Genomic DNA, 24,199 nt, shown 5'->3' with positions numbered 1-24,199 from the left:
CAGTCCTACTTCAATTTCAATATGTCGTTTGGGGAACATTCCAGAAAATCACAGAGCTTTGCAAGGATTGTGAGGTCAATTCTGGAAACTTTGTTCTTGCAATAGTTATTAAGCTGTGTCCGCTGTAATTTACACGCTTCACAGACTTTGTTTTTACTGATATTCTTCTCTTTCAAAAGATTTTCTAAATCAATATATACCTGCATACGCTGTACCTCGTCTTTTCTTTGAATTATAAGATACAACTGTATTGATAAATAAGATGTATTACCGTAGACTGTATTATAATACACCCTACAAGAAAGGACAGTAACAGTATGTGCAAAAAGAGAAAATTCATAACAATCACGGTACTTTTTGTGCTGGGAGTGGTGGTTTCTTATCTGCAATGGGGACGTGAGATTGATGTAGCAGGAAGTATGAGGACTTCATCAGAAAATTTCCATGAAGAACACGTTACCTTTACGCTCAACCGTCTTATCATAACAGATAAAGAAAAGTGTGCAGAGGAAATCATCAAAAAATGCAGGGAGAATGATTTTACTTCTATCCTGTTCAGCTATGATGTAGCAAAGCCAAACGCTTTATATGGTACGGTGTACCGTTCCCGTTTTTCCATGAAAGGACAAAAGCCTTTGTTTCACTTCCGATATACACAGACAGCGGACACGCTCGGTTCATACAACATTATTGATGATCCAGAAGCGTTCACGCTGGTAATCGAATAACGCAAGGCAGGACGGGACGGCGACGTGCGAAGCGAAAGGCGACGGCACGGACTAGCCGTTGCTGGTGTGGCGTCAGCCACGCCAGCAGGTAAAACCCCTCGGTATCTAACAGAGGGGTACGTTTGCAAATAGACAATAGACGAAAAACACAGGAAACATAAGGCTTATCGCATGGTTTCCTAGCAAAAATCGGCTGTGAAGTCGCCTTAAAAAACTTCACACTTGACAGATTGGGGGTATGGTTCTGAATGAAGAACAATGGATAAAAGAATTACGGGAAAAACGGATTGCTTACGGTATCTCACAAGGCAGACTGGCGGTGGCTTCTGATATCACAAGGGAATATCTCAACAAGATAGAAAGCGGAAAAATGAAGCCGTCAAAGGAACTTCTGGAAACTCTGCATAAAGAACTGGCAAGGTTCAATCCAGAAGCACCGCTTACCATGCTGTTTGATTATGTAAAAATTCGTTTTCCCACGCTGGATATACAGCACATCATCAAAGATATATTAAAACTGAATATCAATTATATGCTCCATGAAGATTACGGACATTACAGTTATACGGAGCATTATTCTTTAGGGGACATCTTTATCTATACGTCGGCTGACGAAGAAAAAGGTGTCCTTTTAGAGTTAAAGGGGCGTGGTTGCAGGCAGTTTGAAAGTTACCTGCTGGCACAGCAAAGAAGCTGGTATGACTTTCTTATGGACGCACTCGTAAACGGTGGCGTGATGAAGCGTATTGACCTTGCTATCAACGACCATACGGGCATTTTGGATATTCCAGAGCTTGCGGAAAAATGCAGGAAACGGGAATATATCGGAAAGTTCAGAAGCTATAAGTTTTATCAGTCGGGCGAGCTTATCAAGCATAGAGAGGACGACAGAGAATATATGGGACGCACCCTTTATCTTGGTTCGCTGAAATCAGATGTGTATTTCTGTATCTATGAAAAAGACTATGAGCAGTATGTCAAGTTAGGGACACCTTTGGAAAAAGCCGAAATTATCAACCGTTTTGAGATACGGCTTCGCAATGAACGTGCTTACTATGCAGTACGGGATTTGCTGACCTATTATGACGCAGAGCAGACCGCCTTTTCTATCATCAACCAGTATGTGCGGTTTGTTGATGAAGAACCCGACAAGCGAAAAAATGACTGGAAACTCAACGAGCGCTGGGCTTGGTTTATCGGGGATAATCGGCAAAGTCTGAAACTGACGACAAAGCCAGAGCCTTATACCTTAGACCGCACGCTTCGTTGGGTACAAAGGCAGGTAGCACCGACCTTGAAAATGCTGAAAAGGATTGATAAGGGAAACGGAACAGACTACATGAAAACTATCGAACAGCAGGCAAAGCTCACAGAAAAGCATGAAATGATAATCAAACAGCAGACGACCCCTGCAAAAGATTTAGTAGAAAGTTAGGAGTGATGAAAAAATGTGGGAATTATTGAAAGACTTCCTGCTGGTATCTGTTGGAACGGGTATCGGCGTAGCCTTGATGTGTATTTTAAGTGTTGGCAAAGAAGCTGACTATGAAATGAAGAAATTAAAAGAAAGCGAGGACAAATAACATGAATTTCGGGCAAAATTTGTATCAATGGTTTTTAAGCAACGCACAGAGCTTAGTGCTTATGTCGATTGTGGTTATCGGTATCTACTTGGGGTTCAAGCGTGAGTTTTCAAAGCTCATCGGCTTCTTGGTAGTTGCCTTGATTGCTGTCGGTTTGGTGTTCAATGCTGGCGGTGTGAAAGATGTACTGTTAGAACTGTTCAACAAGATTATCGGTGCATAAATTTTTATTGTGGTGCTAATATGCGAATGTTATAATATGGATATATAAAATTTTGATTTATGGGGGTATTCTTTTGAAGAAAGCAATGATATATGTTCATGGTAAAGGTGGAAGTTATCTTGAAGCCGAACAGTTCAAAAATATTTGTTTAGATTTTGATGTTTTTGGAGTAGATTATAATGACTATTTCCCGTGGATTGTAAAAAATGAAATTATGGAAGTCTACGATAAGATATCTGAAAAATATGACTATATATATGTACTTGCTAATAGTATCGGAGCTTATTTTACAATGCACACATTACAGAATTTCAAGATTGAAAAAGCATTATTCATATCGCCTATACTTGATATGGAACAACTTATAGTAGATATGATGAGCTGGGCGAATGTGTCTGAAAAGGAACTTTCTGAAAGAAAAGAAATACCAACTGATTTTGGCGAAACATTATCGTGGGAATATTTATGTTTTGTTCGGGAAAACCCGATAAATTGGAAAACGCCTACCGAAATTTTGTATGCTGAACATGATAATCTTACATCACGTCAAACGGTAGATAAATTTATTGATAGACATTGTGCAAATCTTACCGTTATGAATGACGGAGAACATTGGTTTCATACTAACGAACAGATTTTCTTTAGAGATAATTGGCTAAGAAAAGTTATACAATAGAATTTAGATTTTATATCCATACACACAAAGCAGTTAGTCTTAGGATTGACTGCTTTTTTCTTACCTAAAATCAGATTGGAGTGATGAAATGAGCGATATTTTTAAGGATATGCAGGCAAACGTCGGCTGTGATTATATTTCTAACCTGCCCTCTTACAAGCGTAAAGTGTGGCATGAAATGAAGCGATTACCGCTTACGAATTATGATATAAAACAGTTAGAAGATTTTTCAAAGTATGTGTTTGGTATGTCGTACCAGAGCTTAAAAGATGTGATGAAACAACAGAAAGGACGTGAGGAACAATGCAGGAAACAAGGGTGCTGGTGGAAACGAGAGGAACAACTGGCGAAGAAACAACATCATACTGGTTCGACCTGCCGATAGATGTTGCAGAGTTTGAAGAAAAGTTAGGTGTCGGTGCAGAAAGTGGGGATTACCGCATTATCGAAAAGGTACTGCCCTTTGCTGATGAAGTCCACGAACATACCAGCGTGTATCAGCTCAACGAATTAGATTTTATGTACCGCCAGCTACCAGCCGATATGCAGGAAGAATATATAGCACTTCTTACCGTGTTTGAAAACTTAGAAGCACTTTATATTTGCAGGAATGTAATTACAGTTTATCCAGACTGTAAAAGCATGATAGATGTTGCAAAACAAAAGCTGATGAATGACCCGACATTCAAACATCTGTCCGAGGACTGTCAAGCATACTATTTTGACTTTGAAGCCTACGCTTCTCACTTGCTGGAAAATAGACGCTATCTTGTAACGGAACATAGTGTCTTTGAACTGCCAGCGTAGGAAATGAGGTGGTGCTTATGATTGATGATATGGCAGTTTATATTGCTAATCTTGGCAAATATAACGAGGTCTATTTAGTCGGTGCTTGGTTCACGTTTCCTATTGACGAGGAAGATGTGAAAGAAAAAATCGGCTTAAATGAACAATATGAGGAATATGCTATCCATGATACCGACAACTTCCCTATTGCGATTGGAGAGTATGTTTCCATTGAAGAACTCAATGAAATGTATGAAATGCTAGAGGAACTTCCCGACTATATCGTAGAGTGTCTGGACGAATTTATCAGCCACTACGGGACGCTGGAAGAAGTCGTGGAACACAAGGACGATATTTACTATTATCCCGACTGTGAAACCATGACAGACGTTGCCTATTACTACATAGACGAATTGCAGGCACTAGGGGATATTCCACCCAGCTTACAGAACTACATTGACTATGAAGCCTATGGGCGAGATTTGGATATGGGTGGTTGCTTTATTGAAACAAGCCGAGGTATGTGCGAGATACCATACTAACGCTGGAAGATCAGCGACAAGCATTGTTGCTACTGACAGCGTATTTCTCTTTTAAGGGACAGTCTGAAACATGGCTGTCCTTTTCTATTTAGAAACTTACGAAAGGAGCTGAAAGAACTTGAAAAAGATTAAAAGCTACACGGGTATCTGGAACGTGGAAAAAGTCTTATATGCAATCAATGACTTTAACTTACCCTTTCCCGTTACCTTTACACAGATTACATGGTTTGTGATTACGGAATTTATCATCATTCTGTTTGGGGATATTCCCCCACTTTCCATGATTGAGGGAGCATTTCTCAAATACTTCGGTATTCCCGTTGCTCTCACTTGGTTTATGTCGCAGAAAACCTTTGACGGAAAGAAGCCGTACAGCTTTTTGAAATCACAGATAACCTATGCCCTGCGACCTAAAATCACTTATGCAGGAAAAGCCGTAAAACTGCATAAGCAGATACTCAATGAAACAATCACGGCAGTAAGGAGTGTGAACTATGTTCCCGATAAAATATATTGACAATAACCTTGTCTGGAACAAGGACAATGAGGTGTTCGCCTACTATGAGCTGATACCATACAATTATTCTTTCCTATCCGCAGAGCAGAAATTTATCGTGCATGACAGCTTTCGACAGCTTATCGCACAGTCCCGTGAGGGTAAAATTCATGCGTTGCAGATTGCCACGGAAAGCTCCATACGAAGTATGCAGGAGCAGTCAAAGAAGCTGGTAACGGGAAAATTAAAGGAAGTTGCTTACCAGAAGATAGACGAGCAGACCGAAGCGTTAGTATCTATGATTGGGGACAATCAAGTGGACTACCGCTTTTTTCTTGGCTTTAAGCTCATGGTTACGGAAGAACAGCTCAATCTGAAGAACATCAAAAAATCGACATGGCTGACGTTCAAGGAATTTCTCCATGAAGTGAACCACACGCTGATGAATGACTTTGTTTCCATGCCGAATGATGAAATCAACCGTTATATGAAAATGGAAAAGCTATTGGAAAATAAAATCTCCCGTCGCTTTAAGGTGCGTCGCTTGGAAATCCATGATTTTGGGTATCTCATGGAACATCTTTACGGCAGGGACGGTGTCGCTTATGAAGATTATGAGTACCAGCTACCAAAGAAGAACTACAAAAAAGAAACGCTGATAAAATACTACGACCTTATCCGTCCGACAAGGTGTGTGATTGAGGAAAGCCAGCGGTATTTACGCTTGGAGCATGAGGACAAGGAAAGCTATGTGTCCTATTTTACCGTCAATGCGATTGTCGGGGAGCTTGATTTTCCGTCAAGTGAAATCTTCTATTTCCAGCAACAGCAGTTTATCTTTCCCGTTGATACTTCCATGAATGTAGAAATCGTGGAGAACCGAAAAGCATTAACGACCGTCCGCAACAAGAAAAAAGAATTGAAAGATTTGGATAATCACGCCTATCAAGCAGGAAATGAAACCATTTCAAACGTGGTGGACGCTTTAGACAGCGTGGACGAGCTGGAAACTGACTTAGACCAAAGCAAAGAAAGTATGTATAAGTTAAGCTACGTGATACGGGTGTCTGCACCCGATCTTGACGAGCTGAAACGCCGTTGTGATGAAGTCAAGGACTTTTACGACGACTTCAATGTAAAACTGGTGCGTCCTGCTGGGGATATGCTGGGGCTTCATTCAGAATTTTTACCTGCCAGCAAGCGATATATCAATGATTATGTGCAGTATGTAAAATCAGATTTTCTAGCAGGGCTTGGTTTTGGTGCTACACAGCAGTTAGGAGAAACTACGGGTATCTATATGGGCTATTCCGTTGATACGGGAAGAAATGTGTACCTGCAACCGTCTTTAGCTTCGCAGGGCGTAAAAGGAACAGTTACAAATGCCCTTGCTTCTGCTTTTGTCGGTTCGCTTGGCGGTGGAAAGTCATTCTGCAACAATCTACTTGTATATTATGCGGTGCTGTTTGGCGGTCAAGCACTTCTGTTAGACCCTAAAAGTGAGCGTGGAAACTGGAAAGAAACACTTCCAGAAATCGCACATGAAATCAATATCGTAAACCTTACCAGCGATAAGGATAATGCAGGACTTCTTGACCCGTTTGTGATTATGAAGAATGTAAAAGACGCTGAAAGTCTGGCAATCGACATCTTGACATTCCTCACGGGTATTTCCTCTAGGGACGGCGAAAAATTCCCCGTACTTCGTAAGGCGGTTCGTTCCGTTACCCAGAGTGAAAATAGAGGACTGTTACACGTTATTGAGGAATTGCGAAAGGAAGATACTGCTATCTCACGCAATATCGCAGACCATATCGACAGCTTCACGGACTACGACTTTGCACACCTGCTGTTTTCAGACGGTACGGTGGAAAATGCTATCAGCCTTGATAACCAGCTCAATATCATTCAAGTAGCGGACTTAGTATTGCCAAATAAAGATACCACCTTTGAGGAATACACGACCATTGAATTGTTGTCGGTGTCTATGCTGATTGTCATTAGTACCTTTGCCCTTGATTTTATCCATTCGGATAGAAGCATTTTTAAGATTGTCGATTTGGACGAAGCGTGGGCGTTCTTAAATGTGGCACAAGGAGAAACACTCTCTAACAAGCTGGTTCGTGCTGGACGAGCTATGCAGGCAGGCGTTTATTTCGTTACACAATCTTCTGACGACGTGTCAAAGGAAAGTCTGAAAAACAATATCGGCTTGAAGTTTGCCTTTAGAAGCACGGATATAAATGAGATAAAGCAGACCTTAGAGTTTTTCGGTATCGACAAGGACGACGAGAACAACCAGAAACGGCTTCGTGATTTGGAGAACGGACAATGCTTATTGCAGGACTTATACGGGCGTGTGGGTGTGGTGCAGATACACCCAGTCTTTGAAGAACTGTTACACGCCTTTGATACCAGACCGCCCGTACAAAGAAATGAGGTGGAGTGATGAAAGAAAGGCTAAAGGGGCTTCTGACAAAACGGAAGCTCTTTCATTTTGTCAAAGTGGCTGTGCTGGCAATCTTTATCAGCATAGTGTTTCTCTCTCTGCTTGGGACGGTGGCTCATGCGACGGGGCTTGTGGACGACACTGTCAATACAGAAAATCTGTACTCAAAATATCCGCTTTCCAATTACCAGCTTGATTTCTATGTGGATAATAGCTGGGGCTGGCTACCGTGGAACTGGCTGGACGGTATTGGAAAATCGGTGCAGTACGGGCTTTACTGTATTACCAACTTTGTCTGGACGATAAGCCTTTATTTGAGCAATGCAACGGGCTATGTGGTGCAGGAAGCCTATAAACTGGACTTCATCAACGATATGGCAGACAGTATCGGACAGAGCATACAGACCCTTGCAGGCGTTACCGAGAACGGCTTTTCTTCTACGGGCTTCTATATTGGTTTCCTGCTTCTCATTATCTTAGTGGTGGGAATTTATGTTGCCTATACGGGACTGATAAAAAGAGAAACCAGCAAGGCACTTCACGCTGTTATCAACTTTGTGGTGGTGTTCGTGCTGTCCGCTTCATTTATTGCCTACGCTCCCGACTACATCAAGAAGATAAATGAATTTTCATCAGACATCAGCACCGCTTCTTTGGACTTGGGAACAAAAATCATGCTCCCCAACTCTGACAGTGAGGGTAAAGACAGCGTGGACTTGATACGAGACAGCTTATTTTCTATTCAAGTAGAACAGCCGTGGCTACTCTTACAATTCGGGAACAGCAACGCAGAAGAAATCGGTACAGACCGTGTGGAAGCTCTGGTATCGGCAAGTCCAGAGGACGAGGACGGGAAAACCAGAGAGGAAGTCGTGAAAACAGAGATTGAGGACAACGACAACAACAATCTGACAATACCGCAGGTAGTGAACCGTTTGGGTATGGTGTTTTTCCTTTTGTTCTTTAACTTAGGTATCACGATATTTGTATTCTTGCTTACGGGTATGATGTTGTTCAGCCAGATACTTTTTATTATCTTTGCAATGTTTTTGCCTATCAGCTTTCTACTTTCCATGATACCGAGCTATGAAAGCATGGCAAAGCAGGCAATCGTGAGGGTATTTAATACCATAATGACACGGGCAGGAATTACGCTCATTGTAACGGTGGCGTTCAGCATTTCCAGTATGTTTTATAACATTTCCACAGATTACCCGTTTTTCATGGTAGCGTTCTTGCAGATAGTGTGTTTCGCTGGTATCTATATGAAGCTGGGCGATTTAATGAGTATGTTCTCTCTTAATGCTGGCGACAGTCAAAGCATGGGACGCAGGATATTCCGCAGACCATATCTGTTTATGCGACATCGGGCTAGACGTATGGAACACCGTATTGCAAGGACTGTAAGTGCTGGCGGTGTTGCTGGTGCGGCGGCTGGAAGTGCCGTTGCTGGCAAAAGAGCCGAAAGAAAAAATACGGCTTCTAAAGAAAATCGGAGCAATACTACTTCCAGTATGGGACAGCGTGCAGGCTCAAAGGTGGGTGCTGTCTTAGACACGAAAAATAAAGTGAAAGACAAGGCAAACGCTGTCAAAGAAAATATCAAGGATATGCCGACACAAACAGCTTATGCGGTATATTCCGCAAAGGAAAAGGCAAAGTCCAGCGTATCAGACTTCAAGCGTGGCATGGTGCAGGAACAGCAGTCCAGACAGACGGGACGTTTGGAAAAGCAGGAACAGCGTAAGAAAAATATTGCTGACAAGCGTATGGAGCTTCAAAAGGCACAAGAAGTAAGGCAGGCACAGCGAAAGGCTGACGGATCAGCGACAACGGGAGCTACCCGTCCCCATGAGAGACCAGCCACAGCTTCAACCATTCCAAAACCGAGTGCTGAAAAAATGCAGGAAGTCAAACGCCCTGCCACAGCTCTGACTTCTAAAGCAAGTGAGCCAGTCAAGACAAATGTTATCAAAGAGCGTCCGCTATCTTCGGGTGCTTCTGATAGAAAAGCGACCCAGTCGGCACAGCCAGTACATAGGCAGAATGTAGAAAAAGTGGTATCGCAGGAAACACGCCAGAATGACACCAAAGACCGCAGAATAAAGGTTCAGCAGACGCAGAGCGTCCAGAAGAACCAGCAGACCACAGAGAAAAGCCGTAACCTTGTAACAAAGAAAGGACAGAAGAAAAAATGAAATTGAAACATATCGCTCTTATTGGAAGTCTGTTTCCTATTCTCTTTTCTCTGGTGCTTTTCTTTGGTGTCTTGATTAGTGCGGACAGCGACGACGAGAACAGCAACTTTTCTTCTAGCATTACGGGTATGAACCTATCCGCAGAAGTCTTAAAACATCAGCCTATGGTAGAAAAATACGCCAGAGAAAACGGTATCTCCGAGTATGTCAATGTGTTGCTGGCTATCATTCAAGTAGAAAGTGGCGGTACGGCAGAAGATGTTATGCAGAGTTCGGAAAGTCTTGGTTTACCGCCCAACTCTTTAGATACGGAAAGCTCAATCAAGCAGGGGTGTAAGTATTTTGCGTCCCTGCTTTCTTCCTGCAAAAATCAAGGTATGGACGACTTGAATGTAGCGATACAGTCCTATAACTATGGCGGTGGCTATGTGGGATATGTGGCAGGAAACGGAAAGAAACATACATACAATCTTGCAGAGAGCTTCGCCCGTGAGAAATCGGGTGGAAAGAAAGTAACTTACACCAACCCGATAGCCGTTGCGAAAAATGGTGGCTGGCGTTATCAGTATGGCAATCAATTTTATGTGGAATTAGTCAATCAGTATTTAACTGTTCCGCAGGTATCGGGAGAGCTGACACAAAAGGTCATGAATGAAGCGTTGAAATATCAAGGCTGGAAGTATGTGTATGGCGGTAGCAATCCCAACACTTCCTTTGACTGTTCGGGACTTACGCAATGGTGCTATGGAAAAGCTGGTATCTCCTTACCGAGAACGGCACAAGCCCAGTATGACGCAACCCAACATCTGCCACTCTCGCAGGCAAAGGCTGGCGATTTGGTATTTTTCCATTCTACCTATAACGCTGGTACTTATGTAACGCACGTTGGTATTCTTGTTTCGCCGACGCAGATGTACCATGCAGGAAATCCGATAGGATATGCAGACCTAAGTAGTAGTTACTGGCAACAGCACTTAATCGGTGCAGGACGAATAAAACAATAGAAAGGACTTGAAAAATATGTTTAAGAAGAATAAGAAACAGACAGAAACTATCAAAGAACCAAAAGAAAAAAAGGTGCGTACTGTCAAGGTAGGCACACATAAGAAAACCGTGATTGCGTTGTGGGTGGTGCTTATCGCAAGCGTGAGCTTCGGGGTGTATAAGAATTTTACGGCTATCGACCAGCACACCACCCATGAAAAAGAAATCATTGAGCTTCGCTTGCAGGACACCAACGGGATAAAAAATTTCGTGAAGAATTTTGCGAAGTCCTATTACACATGGAATAACAGCAAAGAAGCGATTGAAGCAAGAACGCAGGCAATCAACGGTTATCTGACAAAGGAATTGCAGGACTTGAATGTGGATACCATTAGAACCGATATACCGACCAGTTCCACGGTTACAGATGTGATTGTGTGGAATATCGAACAGTCGGGAACGGACACTTTTTCTGCCACCTACGAAGTAGATCAGCAGATAAAAGAGGGAGAACAGACAACAGCAATTAAAGCAACCTATACCGTGAAAGTCCATGTGGACGCTGACGGGGATATGGTAATCGTTCAGAACCCTACCCTTGCACCAGCAATCGAAAAATCAGACTATGAGCCTAAAACACCAGAAGCAGACGCAAGCGTGGACGCTGATACCGTAAATGACGCTACCTCATTTTTGGAAACATTCTTTAAGCTCTACCCGACAGCTACAGAAAAAGAACTTGCTTACTATGTATCGGGAAATGTGCTTGAACCTATCGGCAGGGACTACTTTTATTCTGAATTGGTAAACCCTATCTTTACAAAGGACGGGGACAATGTAAAAGTCAAGGTTGCCGTGAAGTTCCTTGATAATCAGACAAAAGCGACGCAGGTATCGCAGTATGAACTTGTGCTACATAAGGATAATAACTGGAAGATTGTAGGATAAGCAAATATGGCGTGCATTTCTATAAGAGATTTGCACGCTATCCATGTTATAAGGAATTGACAATTCTTATTTTTCGCATTATACTATTTATGTAAATATGAAAAATATGATTCGTAAATAAATATGATAAGAAGGAGGAAAATGATGAAAAAAGGACAACATATTTTTGGAACGGTAAAAGTTGGAGAACGGGGACAAATAGTTATCCCAAAAGAAGCCCGTGAAATTTTTGATATTAACGCTGGCGATACACTTTTAGTTCTTGGCGACGAAGAACAAGGAATAGCGATTGTCAAGGCGGATGTGATGAAAGAACTGGCAGTAAAAATTTTAAAAGGGCTTGGTAGTTTGAGTGGTGGGTTTAATGATGAAAAATAGCATTTCTCTATTCTTACCATTAGCCTTATTGCTGGATTTAACTATTCCTTTTTTCCTCGCTCCGTTTTATAAAGGTTATAGTCATTCTATGCAGGTAATGAGCGTGCTTGGAAATAACAAATCTCCACTACATTTTATATACAACTTATGGCTAGTTTTATGCGGTATCATTCTTTTAATGAGCGGTTTTAAGGTTTATGAAATTGTTTCGCAGAAATCAAAAAACATAGCTGTTATTTTGTTTATAGTCATATTGATATATGCGATAGGTGGCTGTATTCTCTCAGGGATTTTTTCGGTAGGAGAAACAAAATCTCTCAATACTATCCCTGAAAAAATACATGGTTACGGGGCGGTTCTTAGATTTATATGTTTAACTTTTGCTCCGCTTTTGATTAGCTTATATTGGTTTCGGATTGAGGAAATACCACTTGCACTATTTTCAATGATTTGTTTTCTTCTAGCATTTATCTTTTTTACGATTTTTGTTATGGCAGATAAACCAAACTACAAAGATACAATCATAGCTTTTGAGGGCTTATGGCAACGATTATCACTACTGTTTATGTATTTACCTTTGGGGTGTTTAATATTACTGGAAAAATAAATTATTAGGAGTGAACTCTATGATAGGACTAAAAAAACGAGATATTAAAAAAGCCTTGAGAGCTGGTGCAAAAGCTGGCGGTATGTCATTGGCTGATGTTCGGGCGGATATTGAAGCGACAATTGATGAAGCTGAACCACTATACTATGAACAGCACCGACCCAGAGGTGCAGGCAAATTTCAAAAAAAATTTTGGAAATAAACGCCCTGCACCAGAAGAATATATTTATATAATTACAAAGAAAACAGTTAAAGGGCTGAAAGTATGAAAATAGAACGTCTGATAGGAATAATCTTTTATTTAATAAATAGAGAGTGTGTAACAACAAATGAATTAGCACAAAAGTTTGAAGTATCTCGCAGAACGATTTTACGAGATATTGATACACTAACTCTTGCTGGTATACCGATTTATTCTGAGTTAGGTGTAAATGGTGGCTATATAATAAATAAAGATTTTAAGGTTGATGAAAAAATTATTGACAGCAACAATAAAGAATATATTTTGCTTGCTTTAAATAGTCTAAGAACTGTTTACGGAAATAAAAAGATCATTGAAACTTACGAAAAAATGAAACATCTTTATAACGATGTCAATATTAATGCACTTCCAGATGTTGATTTCTCTGTTGTAACTGAAAATCCACAAATTATAAGGTGCGTAGACTTAATCAATAAAGCAACAAAAGAACAGCGAACTATAAAATTTATATATACTAATTCAGCAGGACATACAAAAAAAGTTTTTCTAAACCCATTACATACATATTATAGGTGGTACTCCTGGTATGTTTTTGGATATGACACCTCTAAAAATGATTATCGCATGTTCAAAGTGGTAAGAATGAAAAATATTTCTTTAACAAAAGAACTTTTTCAAACCAAAGATAATATAGCTGACCTTTTATCTGATTTTGAAAAAAGACGCAACCAGACAAATATTACGGTTACTCTATCTTATAAACAAGAAATAGACACCTTAGTTAATGAATACTTTAAAGGAAAAATTGTTGAAACTGTCAATGACTGTTTTATAAGAGAAATTGAGATTAAAGAAAATGATTTTATGACATTCTCAATCCTTTTAGGACTTTGCGATAAAGTAAAAATATTATCCCCTCAAAAATACAAAGAAAAGGTATTAACTCATATCAGAAAAATAAAGAAAAATTTCACTTAATAGTGACATACATTTGTCACTATTCCTGCTATATAATTTTCTTATATCGAAAATATGAGGAGATGTGAAAATGAAAAAAGTATATGTATATTTATTAGACGACATGGCAGAATGCGAAATTGGTTATATTTTACAAGCATTCAGTATGGAAAAATTATTAAAAAATGGAACTAAAGAATTTGAAGTAAAGACAGTTGGTTTTAATAAAGAACCCGTCTTAACTTTAGGAGGATTAACAATTGTTCCAGATTATAGTATATCAGAAGTTGACTTCAATGCTAGTACAGCTCTGCTTTTACCGGGTTCTTCCACTTGGGGAAGTAAAGAAAATCAAGAAATATTGGAAAAAGCACAAGAATGTTTAAACAAAAATATTTTAGTAGGTGCTATTTGTGGGGCAACACTCGCACTTGCTGATTATGGTATATTAGATAAATTTAAACACACAAGTAATTCTCTAGAATATCTAAATTTCTTTTCAAGAAACTATGCAGGACAGAGCTTGTACGTTTGTTCTAATTCCGTTTTAGACAGAAATTTAGTAACAGCAAATTCAGCAGGTTCATTAGAATGGACGAAAAATATTCTAAATTACCTTAATGTGTATTCTGACAATAAAATTACTGCTTTTTACAATTATTACTCGACAGGAAACGCAAAATACTATGATGAACTTTTAAAATAAAGGTGGTGTTTCTGTAATGAAACAATCATGGGTATTATGCCCATCTGCAATAACAAGACACGAACAAAAATACGGGTAGATACGGAACTGATAAGTTTCCCTTTGTTCTGCCCAAAGTGCAAGCATGAAACTTTAATCAATATAAAGCATGGAAATGTAACGACTATTAAAGAGCCAGACGCTAAGACGCAGAGCCGATAATTTATAGGTTATTGTAACTTATAGATTGTTGGCTCTTATTTGTTACCTGCGGAGCGGATCAGCAAATAAGTTTTGGAATATAATGGAAAAACATTTATATAAAGAAAAGAAGAAACATGAAAATATTAGTAAGTGCCTGCCTTTTACAATATAAATATACTAAAAAAATCGTAAAAAGATCCTCAATAATTCATATATTTTTACTAATGAAAGATCAATATGACATACCAAAGCGTTATTTGCTTCTATTCAAAAGAGTGTCAATTTCTTCTTCTGATAATTTTTGTTTGAAATTAAACACATTATCTACAGCTGTTCCTAAAAGTCTTGCCAAAGGGCTTAGTAATGAAATATCAGGATATGTATTGTTTGTTTCCCATTTTGACACCGAAGAAGTAGTTATTCCAAGAGCATTTGCAACTTGTTCTTGTGTTAGACCTTTTATTTTTCTTAGTTTCTGAATAATATCACCGATAAATAATTTCATTTTGTGACATCTCCTTTACTTAATGAAAATATTATCAGATAAAAACTTTTTTTAACAATGCAGGTATCGCAGTATGAACTTGTGTTACATAAGGATAGTAACTGGAAGATTGTAGGATAAATCAAAAAATGCCGTAGCTTTATTTTGCATTTATTGCAAGTTACACGCTACGGCTAGATTAAAATATAATATTTTGAAATCTTCATAAAATCTTTAATTTTGCTTTTTATACTTTAACTAAAAAATAAGGAAAGGGTATGAACAATTATGAAAGCAATTTTAAAAACAAATAACCTATGTAAAGATTTCAAAAAGCAAAAGGCAGTGAATAATGTATCTATAACTGTCCGTGAAAATTCAATATATGGGCTACTCGGTCCAAATGGTGCTGGAAAATCTACCACTTTGAAAATGATTACGGGTATGCTCCGTCCTACTAGCGGTAAAGTTCTTTTTAATGGACATGAATGGAACAGAAAAGATTTAGAACAGATAGGAGCTTTGATTGAAACTCCTCCACTTTATGAAAATCTTTCCGCAGTAGAAAATTTAGAAGTCCGTGCAAAATTACTAAATATTCCTAAAACCCGAATAGATAAAGTTTTAAAAATGGTAGATTTGCAAAATACAGGAAGGAAAAAAGCTGGACAATTTTCAATGGGAATGAAACAACGTTTGGGAATAGCTATCGCTTTGTTGAATAGTCCCAAATTGTTGATTTTAGATGAGCCGACAAATGGATTAGACCCTATCGGCATACAAGAATTACGTTCTCTTATTCGTTCTTTTCCCTCTAAAGGGATTACTGTTATTCTATCCAGTCATATTCTATCAGAGGTTCAGCTTATCGCTGATGATATTGGTATCATTTCAAATGGTATTTTAGGATATGAAGGACAGATGAATAAAGATGAAAATTTAGAAAATCTGTTTGTAGAAGTTGTAAGGAAATCACAGGAGGAACGATAAAATGAAAAATTATATATCTTCTGAATATTTAAAACATAAAAATACATTCGCAAAAAAATTAGTATGGTTAGCTCCTATACTAACTTTATGTCTGAATATACTTGCTCCTATGTGGTATCAACAAAATTCGTATAACTGGTGGTATGTATTCTTATATCCTGGTTGTTTAACGCTATTATCTATTTTGATAATTCAAAGAGATAACGGCAAATTAAAATTTAGAGCAATTTTGTCATTGCCTGTTGACTTAAAAAAAGTATGGTATGCAAAAATAATCACTTGTATAATATACATTGTACTTGCAAATACAATTTTGATGTTATGCAATGTTGCAGGTGGTTTTATCATTCAACACATTTTTGATATACCTATGACAATTAGCCCAATGCAGGCATTGTTCGGAACACTTTGCATTATTCTGGCAAGTATATGGAATATTCCATTATGCTTGTGGTTTACAAAAAAAGTGGGTGTATTTGCCACTCTCATATTAAATGTCGGAATGAGCTTTATGTTGGGAACATTAGGGGCAAATACAAGTTTTTGGTTCATATGTCCTTATAGCTGGGTTACTCGCCTTATGGTTCCCACATTAGGAATATTACCGAATGGAGAATCAGTAACAGGAAGTGCTTTATCAACTCCTTTACCGTTGGTTATTATGACAATCTGCTTGTCATTGCTTTTACTATATACAATTTCAAAGTCAACGGCAAAATCTTTTATAAAGCAGGAGGTTCTTTAATGTTTAGTATTATCAGATGTTTTCAAGCAGAATGGCTTAAAAGCAGACATACACCATTACTTTTAGTCCATGTGCTTTTTCCGTTAATAGGAGCTGGTGTTTTTGCAGGATATTTTCATATATCCGGTTGGAGTGAGATGACAAATGTAACGACCTTTTTAGAGGTGTTAGCAATTATTTTTCCATTTGTTATTGGTATCGTTGTAGGTATGATAGTCGAACTAGAAAATGGAGCAGGTCATTTTCAGTTAATCTTAGGTACGATCCGTTCACGTATAGCGGTATATATCGGAAAATTAGTATATCTTATCGTTTTAGCAACCTTTGCAACAATACTTTGTATTTTCTTGTTTGCCGTACTCTATCCAGTTATGCCATTTTCGTTTTATATAAAACCTCTTATTATGTTGATATTGTCTGTAATACCACTTTATCTTATTTCCATACCTGTTGGTTTCAGTTTAGGCAAAAGTGTATCTATGGGCATAGGTATTGTAGGAAGTTTATTATCTGCATTGCTAGTTACAGGACTTGGAGATTTTATCTGGAAATTCCTGCCGTGGGGCTGGGGTGTACGATTTATGGATTATTGTGTTTTAAGATATGTTAATGAGGGGCAGTTTCATTCTAACTTACCCGAATTTCAACTAGGTTTTATACTCATGCTGGTTTTTACAGTAGTGCTGTTTATCATAAGCTTAGTGTGGTTTCAGAGATGGGAAGGAGTAAAAGAAAATGAGTAAAAAAATGATGATATTGCTGTTTGCTGTTATTATATGTTTATCTCTTGCAGGCTGTTCTTTACAGGACAAAATCGGGGACTATTCCAGAGAGCAATGCTATCTGAATAAGGAAAATGTGACGCAATTTTCCTATAAGGGAAATGACTACACGATTTTAGCGGATACTGTCTCTAATAGTGGACTCGGGGAATGGATTGGGTATATCCGACAACTTGCGGCTGTAGACGAATCAGGAAAAATATTACTTCAAGAAAATCTCAAAACTGCTACCTTTCAGACGTTGGCAGATTTAGCAGATTTAGTGGATAAAGCCCCTAATGACGCCTATATTATTCCATTCTTAAATGTGTATGCAGCTCCTAACGCTGACGACTATCTGATTGTAGATATAAATGGAGGGTATCACAAAGCTGTTATAGATGAAAATATCAAAGGCACAGATACAGTTTTTGACTTTAAGGATATAGAGCAATCTATGAGTGGAAAGTTTGAAATCAATCCTCAAAATGCAACGCAGCTTCTTTGTGATGGGACGGTTTATCAAGTAACTTCTGATACTGTATCAAATAATGAATTGGGAAGTTACATTGGTATTCTTGCGGAGAATGTCATATTTAATGCAGAAACAAAAATTCCTTTGTCAAAGGAGGAACTAAGAAAAATTGACTGGTATGGGGAAAACGCCGGACAACATCGGGAACAATGGATTTACAAAGATATTTATGAAATTCATGGTACAGAAAAGACCGAAGCCGTTGCAGTACAGATAAATGACCGCTACTATATTGCAAAGCGTCAATGACCGATTTTTGTTTTTCTGCCTTTATGGATTATGATATACTAAAAAAGCTAGGAGGCGATACTATGGCAACAATCCTTATGATTGATGATGAACGACCTATTTTAGAACTTGTGAAAAATGGACTGCAAAAGGACGGACATTTAGTTACAGTCTATACGTCCGCCGCACAGGTTCCTCTTGATAAACTGAACAGATATGACTTGATTATACTGGACATTATGATGCCGGATATAGACGGGTTTTCTTATTGTGATAAAATCCGTTCATTAGTGGACTGTCCTATCCTCTTTCTGACTGCTAAGACAATGGAAAATGATATTACATTCGGTCTTGGATTAGGAGCAGATGACTATTTGACAAAACCATTCCGTATTACAGAATTACGGGCAAGAGTAAATGCCCACTTACGCCGCGAACACCGAGAACGACATATAGCTCTTACATTTGACCGGATAAAAATTGATTTATCTGCAAAAGAATTACGGGTAGATAATATACCAGTGCCTTTAACGAAAAGTGAATATCTGATTTGTGAGTATCTTGCTAGTAACAAAGGACAGGTTTTTTCAAAGGAACAAATATACGAAGCTACATTTTCCCTTTATGGAGAAAGCGATAGTTCTACAATCTCGACACATATAAAAAATATAAGGTCAAAGTTTGAGAAAACGGGTGTTCAGCCAATCGTAACAGTTTGGGGGATAGGTTATAGATGGGAATAAAAATGAAAACATCACTTACAAGAACTTTTTATAAATTTCTTGTTTGTCTACTTGGCGGACTATGCTTGTCCGTTGTCGTCCCTTTTGCCTGTATGATGTTTGCTTCCAGTATAGGGCTTGTAACACTTGCAGATAATAACGAACGGCAAACGAAAGCTTTAGTACCGATACTAACTGCAACACCAAATGTATCAGATATACATTTTCCTACTGGAACTAAATTTCTTCGATTAACTAAAAACTATGGATACATAGATACGAATATGAGTGAAGAAGAAAAAGAAAAGGCTTTAATGTTTGCTAAAACGGGGTTCATGGATACAAGTGGTAAAACACAGTTTATTTTCATTACTCGAGATGATGAATATATTGTTTTACAGTATGTTATAGGTTCTCAATATTTAAATGCACAATTTAATCAGTATTTACCGTCCCCAGAAATTATGATGATTTCTTTAATCACTATAAGCAGCTTAGGGGTATGTGTTTATCTGACTGTTCATTTTGCTAAAGAGCTGAGAAAAGAATTGACACCTATTTTAGAAGCTACCAAAGAAATTGAGAATAACAACTTAGATTTTACTATCGGACATTCTAAAATATTGGAATTTGAAAACGTGATTATATCCTTTGATAGTATGCGAAATAGTTTAAAAGGGTCATTAGAAAAACAGTGGCGAAGTGAAAAAGCACAAAGAGAACAGATTGCATCTTTAGCTCATGATTTGAAAACTCCATTAACTGTTATGCAGGGGAACATTGACCTATTAGATGAAACAGAACTTGACGAAGAACAAAAGCTATATTTATCGTATGCAATGAGTAGCTCTGAGCAGATGAAACAGTATATAAAAATTTTGATTGATATATCTAAAGCATCTGCTGGCTATCAATTACAAATGGAAGATGTAAATTTTCCAGAGTTTTGGAAACATGTCTTATCTCAAACTGAAATCATCTGCAAAGATAAAGGTATTGTTATTCAGCAGACACAGCATAATTTCCCACAGAATATAACTGGGGATAGAATGTTACTGGAACGAGCATTGATGAATTTGGTTTCAAATTCTTTAGAGTACTCGCCTGAAAACTCTACATTATATATAGATGTAGATAGCAAGGACAATTACTTGAATATCTGTATTACAGACTGTGGCTGTGGCTTTTCGCAAGAGGCATTGGATCACGCAAAAGAACGTTTCTATATGGCAGACCAAAGTAGGAGCTCTAAACTGCATTATGGAATGGGTTTATATATTGTTGATATCATTATAAAACAGCATAAAGGAAAACTTCTGCTAGATAATTCCACAGAAACCAAAGGTGCCAAAGTTACTGTAAAGTTACCATTATAAGAGAACGGCTTATTTGTCGTTCTTTTTTCATATCTTTAAGAAATCTTCAAAATTAGGTTGTATTCTTTGTTTGAAGGTAATGGTTATATGCTATTATACGGGGGATTGTGTATGAAGTGTTTTAAGCAATTTACCAAAAACTCAAGAACAACTTAACAGCAATCCATGTGCTAATACAACTGAATATTTTAATATCTTAGCTCGTACAGACTATATGTTTTGTGCGGGCTTTTTTTGTACCCGAAAAAATTTTCTAACTTTTTTCGGCTTCAGCTTAGCAAATCACACCTTGCTGTACAGATATGGTGCGGAAAGAGGGATAAACACTTTTCAAGTCATAGCTGGAAAGGGGGTGAGATTATGAAGCCGTCTGATTTCCAGAAAACAATACAATGTCAATTTGAATGTAAGTTAAAGAAAGTTACAAAAGGCATTGTAAGAAATTATCAGAAAGAATTAAAACGGAGAAAAAATAAGGAAATTCCTTTTTGTGAACTTCCAGAACTAGTGATTGAAAAATTATCCGTTTTAGACGATTACGACAGCGACTATACATTATTCAATGTATGTGGCAACGATATTAGTATTCTTGATGATGAATTGGCAGAAGCCTTGAAAAAGCTGTCTGACCGTAACCGTGAGAACTTACTCATGTACTACTTCTTAGAAATGAGCGATACCGAGATTGCTAAATTGCAGAATATTTCCAGAAGTGGAGTATTTCAAAATCGGTATAACTCATTGGAACTTATGAAAAAAATACTAAAAGGAGAAAAGTAAGAAATGAAGCACATTTTTAAGAAACCGTCATTTTATCTGATTTCGTCAGCTACGGACGGAGACGAAAAAGCGATTGAAAAGATACTGGCAATTTATGACCCGTACATATCAAAATGTTGTTTGCGTTCACTCTATGATGAATACGGTAATGTTTATATTGCCGTGGATATGGAATTAAAAGGACGTATCAGAGAAGCCCTTATCAAAATGATTTTGGACTTTGATATACCTTTAGAAACCGAGGAAGAATAACAAGCAGTAACCGCAGAGCATGATTTGTTCAATCCCCTCTTTCCTGCTCTGCTCCCTGCTTTTACATGAAAGCAACACGCTTTCGCCACAGCTCTTTGACAACTGAATAAAGCAGACAGATACGTTTGTGAGATAGCGAGCCACGGGGACTGTACGCCACGACCTTTTCAAAAGAAAGCGAGCGACCCACGCAGTGATCCGAGAGCGACTGTTGGAAAAGTCGTTTTGCCACGACCTATCCTCACAGAATAATGATACGTCCGCATGGTGCGGTTCTGCCCACAAGAATGGGAATAGTTGAGATACTAACGGAGCTTTCCAAAGCCGTCTGCCTGCTTGTAAAAAATGACACACAGTAAAGGGGGTGCATAGATTATGAACAATACTGATGTGCCTATCTGGGAAAAATATACGCTGACGATTGAAGAAGCGTCTAAATACTTCCGCATTGGCGAAAAGAAATTGCGTAAATTAGCCGAAGAAAATATTGACGCTGGCTGGGTTATCGTGAACGGTAATCGTATTCAGATTAAGCGAAAACAATTTGAAAAAATCATAGATACATTGGACGAAATCTAATGTCATTGAGCCGTAGATATGGTATAATAAGGTATAGCGTATCACGGCTCATTCCATGACGGAAAGGAGCTTTACACTATGTCTAATGTAAAACGAAAAGACAGTAAAAATCGCAATTTGCGTAATGGAGAGAGCCAGCGAAAAGACGGAAGATACGTTTATAAATATACCGATATATACGGAAAGCCACAGTTTATCTATTCTTGGAAACTTGTACCGACAGACAAGACACCTGCTGGAAAGCGTGATGATATATCGTTGAGGGAAAAAGAAGCACAGATAAAAAAAGACCTTAACGACGGTATCGACACAGTCGGCGGTAAAATGACAGTCTGCCAGCTCTACGAGAAAAAGAACAGTCAAAGAAAGAACATCAAGAGGGCTACTGAAAAAGGACGACAGTATCTTATGAACGCTCTAAAAAATGACCTGTTGGGTATGAGAGCGATTGATACCGTCAAACAGTCAGACGCTAAAGAATGGGCTATCAGAATGAGTGAAAAAGGATATGCCTATAAAACGATTGATAACTATAAGCGTTCCTTGAAAGCGTCATTTTATATGGCGATACAAGACGACTGTATCAGAAAGAACCCGTTTGAATTTAAGCTAAGTGATGTTCTGGAAGATGATACGGAGCAGAAAGTTATCCTTACACCAGAGCAGGAAAAACACCTGCTTGCCTTTATGGAAACGGACAAGATTTACAGTAAGTATTATGATGAGGTTGTGCTTCTGCTGGAAACGGGACTTCGTATTTCTGAATTTTGCGGATTGACGACGCATATTGATATGCAGAACAGAATACTCAATATAGACCACCAGTTATTGAAAGATAGCGAAATGGGTTACTATATTGAAACGCCAAAGACTAAAAACGGAAAACGTGAACTTCCATTGACAGAACGGGCTTATCAAGCAATCCAAAGAATACTAGAGAACAGAGGAAAGGCACAACCGTTGATTGTAGGTGGTTACAGCAATTTCCTATTCTTAAACCGTGAGGGCTTGCCTAAAGTTGCAGGAAACTATGAGGGTATGGTGCGAGGATTGATTAAGAAATATAACAAGTATCACACGGATAAGTTACCAAACATCACACCACATTCATTCAGACATACTTATTGTACGAATATGGCAAATAGAGGAATGAACCCAAACACCCTGCAATATCTCATGGGACACGCTAACATAACCATGACACTTGGCTATTACGCACACGGTACATTTCAATCTGCAAAAGCGGAACTGGAAAGGCTGGCTTGTTAATATCGGAGCTTATATTTACTACTCATTTACTACTTTTGGTTGCATTTTCATGCTGGTAAATGCCAGCTTATGCAAGGTATCTTCCAAAAAGAAAATACCGATAAAGCCCTAAAATACGGGATATATCGGCATTTACCAACTTATGAAAAGATAATCAGAAATTTAGTAAGTTTTTTGTATAAAAATAAGACCGCCACCGGTCTTGATCTGATTTCCATTCAAATCACCATCTTTCTGTGTGCAAAACTCCGCTTTGGGAGGAAGAGCAATTCAGTCGGGCAGAGTGACTATTACGCCAAAACCCAACGAACCGACAATGAAGCGTGTAACATTTCCTAAGCCTTTTAAAGATAAAGCGGATGTAATACTTACCCCTATAACATCCGTTCCAGGTACTACAGTACAGGGCGTGGGTACTGACAACAATACAAAAGATGGATTCGACGCCTATGTCAAAAGAACAAACAGTACAGAAACCATACTAACATGGGTTGCTATTGGCCCGATGTAACCAATGTCTATTTTGCTGGTCCTATTGCTATCCAAGCGACTACCGTTTCTGTAGTTTCTGTTCTGGTCAAAACAACATCACAACCCTCACTGGTGTTGTTTAGTGTACCCACACCAAGAACTTTTTGGCCGGGTACACCTGAGACAGGGGTCAATGAAACTATCGCTTGTTCTTTAAATGGCTTTGGAAAAGTTAAATGCTTTGTTGTTGGCATATTAGCCTTAGGAGTTATATTTATCCTTCCTGCCTGTATCATAAAGCCTCCCAAAGCGGAGTTTAGCACATCTATCGTAATCTTCTCTAAGATCTCTTCATTTTGCA

Annotated in this window: 31 protein-coding genes and 2 pseudogenes; 30 read left to right on the top strand and 3 right to left on the bottom strand. The window is 38.5% G+C overall.

All coding sequences use genetic code 11. The features are described 5' to 3' along the window. Positions 1-5: 5 nt before the first annotated feature. Complete coding sequence (locus LC508_RS00360; RefSeq protein WP_004612745.1) at positions 6-206, bottom strand: helix-turn-helix domain-containing protein; 201 nt, start codon at positions 204-206, stop codon at positions 6-8. A gap of 111 nt (positions 207-317) precedes the next feature. On the opposite strand from LC508_RS00360, the gene LC508_RS00355 reads away from it, so the two are divergent. From LC508_RS00355 to LC508_RS00265, 19 genes and pseudogenes are all read left to right on the top strand, one after another. Further along, positions 318-728, top strand: a complete 411-nt coding sequence (locus LC508_RS00355) for a hypothetical protein (protein WP_054352304.1) — start codon at positions 318-320, stop codon at positions 726-728. Positions 729-966: 238 nt separating this feature from the next. Continuing rightward, positions 967-2,163, top strand: a complete 1,197-nt coding sequence (gene mobT / locus LC508_RS00350; protein ID WP_021404744.1) for a MobT family relaxase — start codon at positions 967-969, stop codon at positions 2,161-2,163. A gap of 13 nt (positions 2,164-2,176) precedes the next feature. Then, positions 2,177-2,311 (top strand): DUF3789 domain-containing protein, encoded by a 135-nt coding sequence (locus LC508_RS00345; RefSeq protein WP_021404739.1) that lies wholly within the window; start codon positions 2,177-2,179, stop codon positions 2,309-2,311. A gap of 1 nt (position 2,312) precedes the next feature. Continuing rightward, the gene (locus LC508_RS00340) at positions 2,313-2,534 is read left to right on the top strand and encodes a hypothetical protein (protein ID WP_003060793.1); all 222 of its coding nucleotides are present in this window, start codon (positions 2,313-2,315) and stop codon (positions 2,532-2,534) included. A 34-nt stretch (positions 2,535-2,568) separates the two neighbouring features. Next, the gene (locus LC508_RS00335; RefSeq protein WP_032544560.1) at positions 2,569-3,210 is read left to right on the top strand and encodes an alpha/beta hydrolase; all 642 of its coding nucleotides are present in this window, start codon (positions 2,569-2,571) and stop codon (positions 3,208-3,210) included. Positions 3,211-3,298: 88 nt separating this feature from the next. After that, on the top strand, positions 3,299-3,595 hold the full coding sequence (locus tag LC508_RS00330) for a hypothetical protein (protein ID WP_032544559.1): 297 nt from the start codon (positions 3,299-3,301) through the stop codon (positions 3,593-3,595). Continuing rightward, on the top strand, positions 3,514-4,017 hold the full coding sequence (locus LC508_RS00325) for an antirestriction protein ArdA (RefSeq protein ID WP_054352303.1): 504 nt from the start codon (positions 3,514-3,516) through the stop codon (positions 4,015-4,017). The genes LC508_RS00330 and LC508_RS00325 overlap by 82 nt, the downstream gene beginning before the upstream one ends. Before the next feature lie 17 nt (positions 4,018-4,034). After that, positions 4,035-4,538 carry an antirestriction protein ArdA gene (locus tag LC508_RS00320; RefSeq protein WP_077709437.1) on the top strand — a complete coding sequence of 168 codons (504 nt, stop codon included), beginning with the start codon at positions 4,035-4,037 and terminating at the stop codon, positions 4,536-4,538. 118 nt (positions 4,539-4,656) lie between these two features. Beyond that, the gene (locus LC508_RS00315) at positions 4,657-5,055 is read left to right on the top strand and encodes a conjugal transfer protein (protein WP_003061368.1); all 399 of its coding nucleotides are present in this window, start codon (positions 4,657-4,659) and stop codon (positions 5,053-5,055) included. After that, positions 5,033-7,483: a conjugal transfer ATPase TcpF gene (gene tcpF / locus LC508_RS00310; protein WP_077723738.1), complete on the top strand. Its 2,451-nt coding sequence runs from the start codon at positions 5,033-5,035 to the stop codon at positions 7,481-7,483. Before LC508_RS00315 ends, tcpF begins: the two co-directional genes overlap by 23 nt. Continuing rightward, positions 7,483-9,681 carry a CD3337/EF1877 family mobilome membrane protein gene (locus LC508_RS00305; RefSeq protein WP_074034334.1) on the top strand — a complete coding sequence of 733 codons (2,199 nt, stop codon included), beginning with the start codon at positions 7,483-7,485 and terminating at the stop codon, positions 9,679-9,681. The genes tcpF and LC508_RS00305 overlap by 1 nt, the downstream gene beginning before the upstream one ends. Then, the gene (locus LC508_RS00300; RefSeq protein ID WP_054352302.1) at positions 9,678-10,685 is read left to right on the top strand and encodes a C40 family peptidase; all 1,008 of its coding nucleotides are present in this window, start codon (positions 9,678-9,680) and stop codon (positions 10,683-10,685) included. The genes LC508_RS00305 and LC508_RS00300 overlap by 4 nt, the downstream gene beginning before the upstream one ends. 16 nt (positions 10,686-10,701) lie before the next feature. After that, positions 10,702-11,613: a conjugal transfer protein gene (locus LC508_RS00295; RefSeq protein ID WP_077709425.1), complete on the top strand. Its 912-nt coding sequence runs from the start codon at positions 10,702-10,704 to the stop codon at positions 11,611-11,613. A gap of 141 nt (positions 11,614-11,754) precedes the next feature. Beyond that, entirely contained in the window at positions 11,755-11,991 is a 237-nt protein-coding gene (locus LC508_RS00290; protein WP_022617700.1) for an AbrB/MazE/SpoVT family DNA-binding domain-containing protein, read from the top strand. Beyond that, positions 11,978-12,598: a DUF998 domain-containing protein gene (locus LC508_RS00285; RefSeq protein WP_022617699.1), complete on the top strand. Its 621-nt coding sequence runs from the start codon at positions 11,978-11,980 to the stop codon at positions 12,596-12,598. The genes LC508_RS00290 and LC508_RS00285 overlap by 14 nt, the downstream gene beginning before the upstream one ends. 19 nt (positions 12,599-12,617) lie before the next feature. Next, a pseudogene (locus LC508_RS00280) lies at positions 12,618-12,867 on the top strand (hypothetical protein). Further along, positions 12,864-13,778, top strand: a complete 915-nt coding sequence (locus LC508_RS00275; protein ID WP_021404758.1) for a helix-turn-helix transcriptional regulator — start codon at positions 12,864-12,866, stop codon at positions 13,776-13,778. Before LC508_RS00280 ends, LC508_RS00275 begins: the two are co-directional and overlap by 4 nt. 70 nt (positions 13,779-13,848) lie before the next feature. Further along, positions 13,849-14,463, top strand: a complete 615-nt coding sequence (locus tag LC508_RS00270; RefSeq protein WP_021404742.1) for a DJ-1/PfpI family protein — start codon at positions 13,849-13,851, stop codon at positions 14,461-14,463. Between the two features lie 16 nt (positions 14,464-14,479). After that, positions 14,480-14,664: pseudogene (locus LC508_RS00265) on the top strand (cysteine-rich KTR domain-containing protein). 235 nt (positions 14,665-14,899) lie between these two features. Here LC508_RS00265 and LC508_RS00260 read toward each other — a convergent pair. Continuing rightward, positions 14,900-15,151: a helix-turn-helix transcriptional regulator gene (locus tag LC508_RS00260; RefSeq protein WP_021404760.1), complete on the bottom strand. Its 252-nt coding sequence runs from the start codon at positions 15,149-15,151 to the stop codon at positions 14,900-14,902. Positions 15,152-15,418: 267 nt separating this feature from the next. On the opposite strand from LC508_RS00260, the gene LC508_RS00255 reads away from it, so the two are divergent. From LC508_RS00255 to LC508_RS28845, 11 genes are all read left to right on the top strand, one after another. Further along, a complete protein-coding gene (locus tag LC508_RS00255) occupies positions 15,419-16,120 on the top strand; it encodes a lantibiotic protection ABC transporter ATP-binding protein (RefSeq protein ID WP_022617696.1) in 702 nt (233 codons plus the stop codon). A 1-nt stretch (position 16,121) separates the two neighbouring features. Beyond that, complete coding sequence (locus LC508_RS00250; RefSeq protein WP_021404733.1) at positions 16,122-16,865, top strand: lantibiotic immunity ABC transporter MutE/EpiE family permease subunit; 744 nt, start codon at positions 16,122-16,124, stop codon at positions 16,863-16,865. Then, a complete protein-coding gene (locus LC508_RS00245; protein ID WP_021404734.1) occupies positions 16,865-17,608 on the top strand; it encodes a lantibiotic immunity ABC transporter MutG family permease subunit in 744 nt (247 codons plus the stop codon). Before LC508_RS00250 ends, LC508_RS00245 begins: the two co-directional genes overlap by 1 nt. Then, positions 17,601-18,410 carry a NisI/SpaI family lantibiotic immunity lipoprotein gene (locus LC508_RS00240; RefSeq protein ID WP_021404755.1) on the top strand — a complete coding sequence of 270 codons (810 nt, stop codon included), beginning with the start codon at positions 17,601-17,603 and terminating at the stop codon, positions 18,408-18,410. The genes LC508_RS00245 and LC508_RS00240 overlap by 8 nt, the downstream gene beginning before the upstream one ends. A gap of 62 nt (positions 18,411-18,472) precedes the next feature. Continuing rightward, positions 18,473-19,132 (top strand): response regulator transcription factor, encoded by a 660-nt coding sequence (locus LC508_RS00235; RefSeq protein ID WP_021404737.1) that lies wholly within the window; start codon positions 18,473-18,475, stop codon positions 19,130-19,132. After that, positions 19,123-20,487, top strand: a complete 1,365-nt coding sequence (locus LC508_RS00230; RefSeq protein ID WP_054352301.1) for a sensor histidine kinase — start codon at positions 19,123-19,125, stop codon at positions 20,485-20,487. Before LC508_RS00235 ends, LC508_RS00230 begins: the two co-directional genes overlap by 10 nt. Before the next feature lie 360 nt (positions 20,488-20,847). Further along, positions 20,848-21,267 (top strand): RNA polymerase sigma factor, encoded by a 420-nt coding sequence (locus tag LC508_RS00225; RefSeq protein WP_021404754.1) that lies wholly within the window; start codon positions 20,848-20,850, stop codon positions 21,265-21,267. Positions 21,268-21,270: 3 nt separating this feature from the next. Further along, complete coding sequence (locus LC508_RS00220; protein WP_022617691.1) at positions 21,271-21,519, top strand: helix-turn-helix domain-containing protein; 249 nt, start codon at positions 21,271-21,273, stop codon at positions 21,517-21,519. Positions 21,520-21,894: 375 nt separating this feature from the next. Further along, positions 21,895-22,098, top strand: coding sequence for an excisionase (locus LC508_RS00215; protein WP_004613735.1), 204 nt, complete (start codon positions 21,895-21,897; stop codon positions 22,096-22,098). A 78-nt stretch (positions 22,099-22,176) separates the two neighbouring features. After that, the gene (locus LC508_RS00210; RefSeq protein ID WP_022622020.1) at positions 22,177-23,367 is read left to right on the top strand and encodes a site-specific integrase; all 1,191 of its coding nucleotides are present in this window, start codon (positions 22,177-22,179) and stop codon (positions 23,365-23,367) included. A 238-nt stretch (positions 23,368-23,605) separates the two neighbouring features. After that, positions 23,606-23,878, top strand: a complete 273-nt coding sequence (locus LC508_RS28845; protein ID WP_445291914.1) for a gp53-like domain-containing protein — start codon at positions 23,606-23,608, stop codon at positions 23,876-23,878. Between the two features lie 7 nt (positions 23,879-23,885). Here LC508_RS28845 and LC508_RS00205 read toward each other — a convergent pair whose 3' ends face one another. Then, positions 23,886-24,134, bottom strand: a complete 249-nt coding sequence (locus tag LC508_RS00205) for a gp53-like domain-containing protein (protein ID WP_207727882.1) — start codon at positions 24,132-24,134, stop codon at positions 23,886-23,888. Positions 24,135-24,199 lie beyond the last annotated feature (65 nt).

Source organism: Blautia parvula, from assembly GCF_020215665.1.
Lineage (GTDB): Bacteria > Bacillota > Clostridia > Lachnospirales > Lachnospiraceae > Blautia > Blautia celeris.
This window is presented reverse-complemented; position numbering and strand designations above follow the sequence as displayed.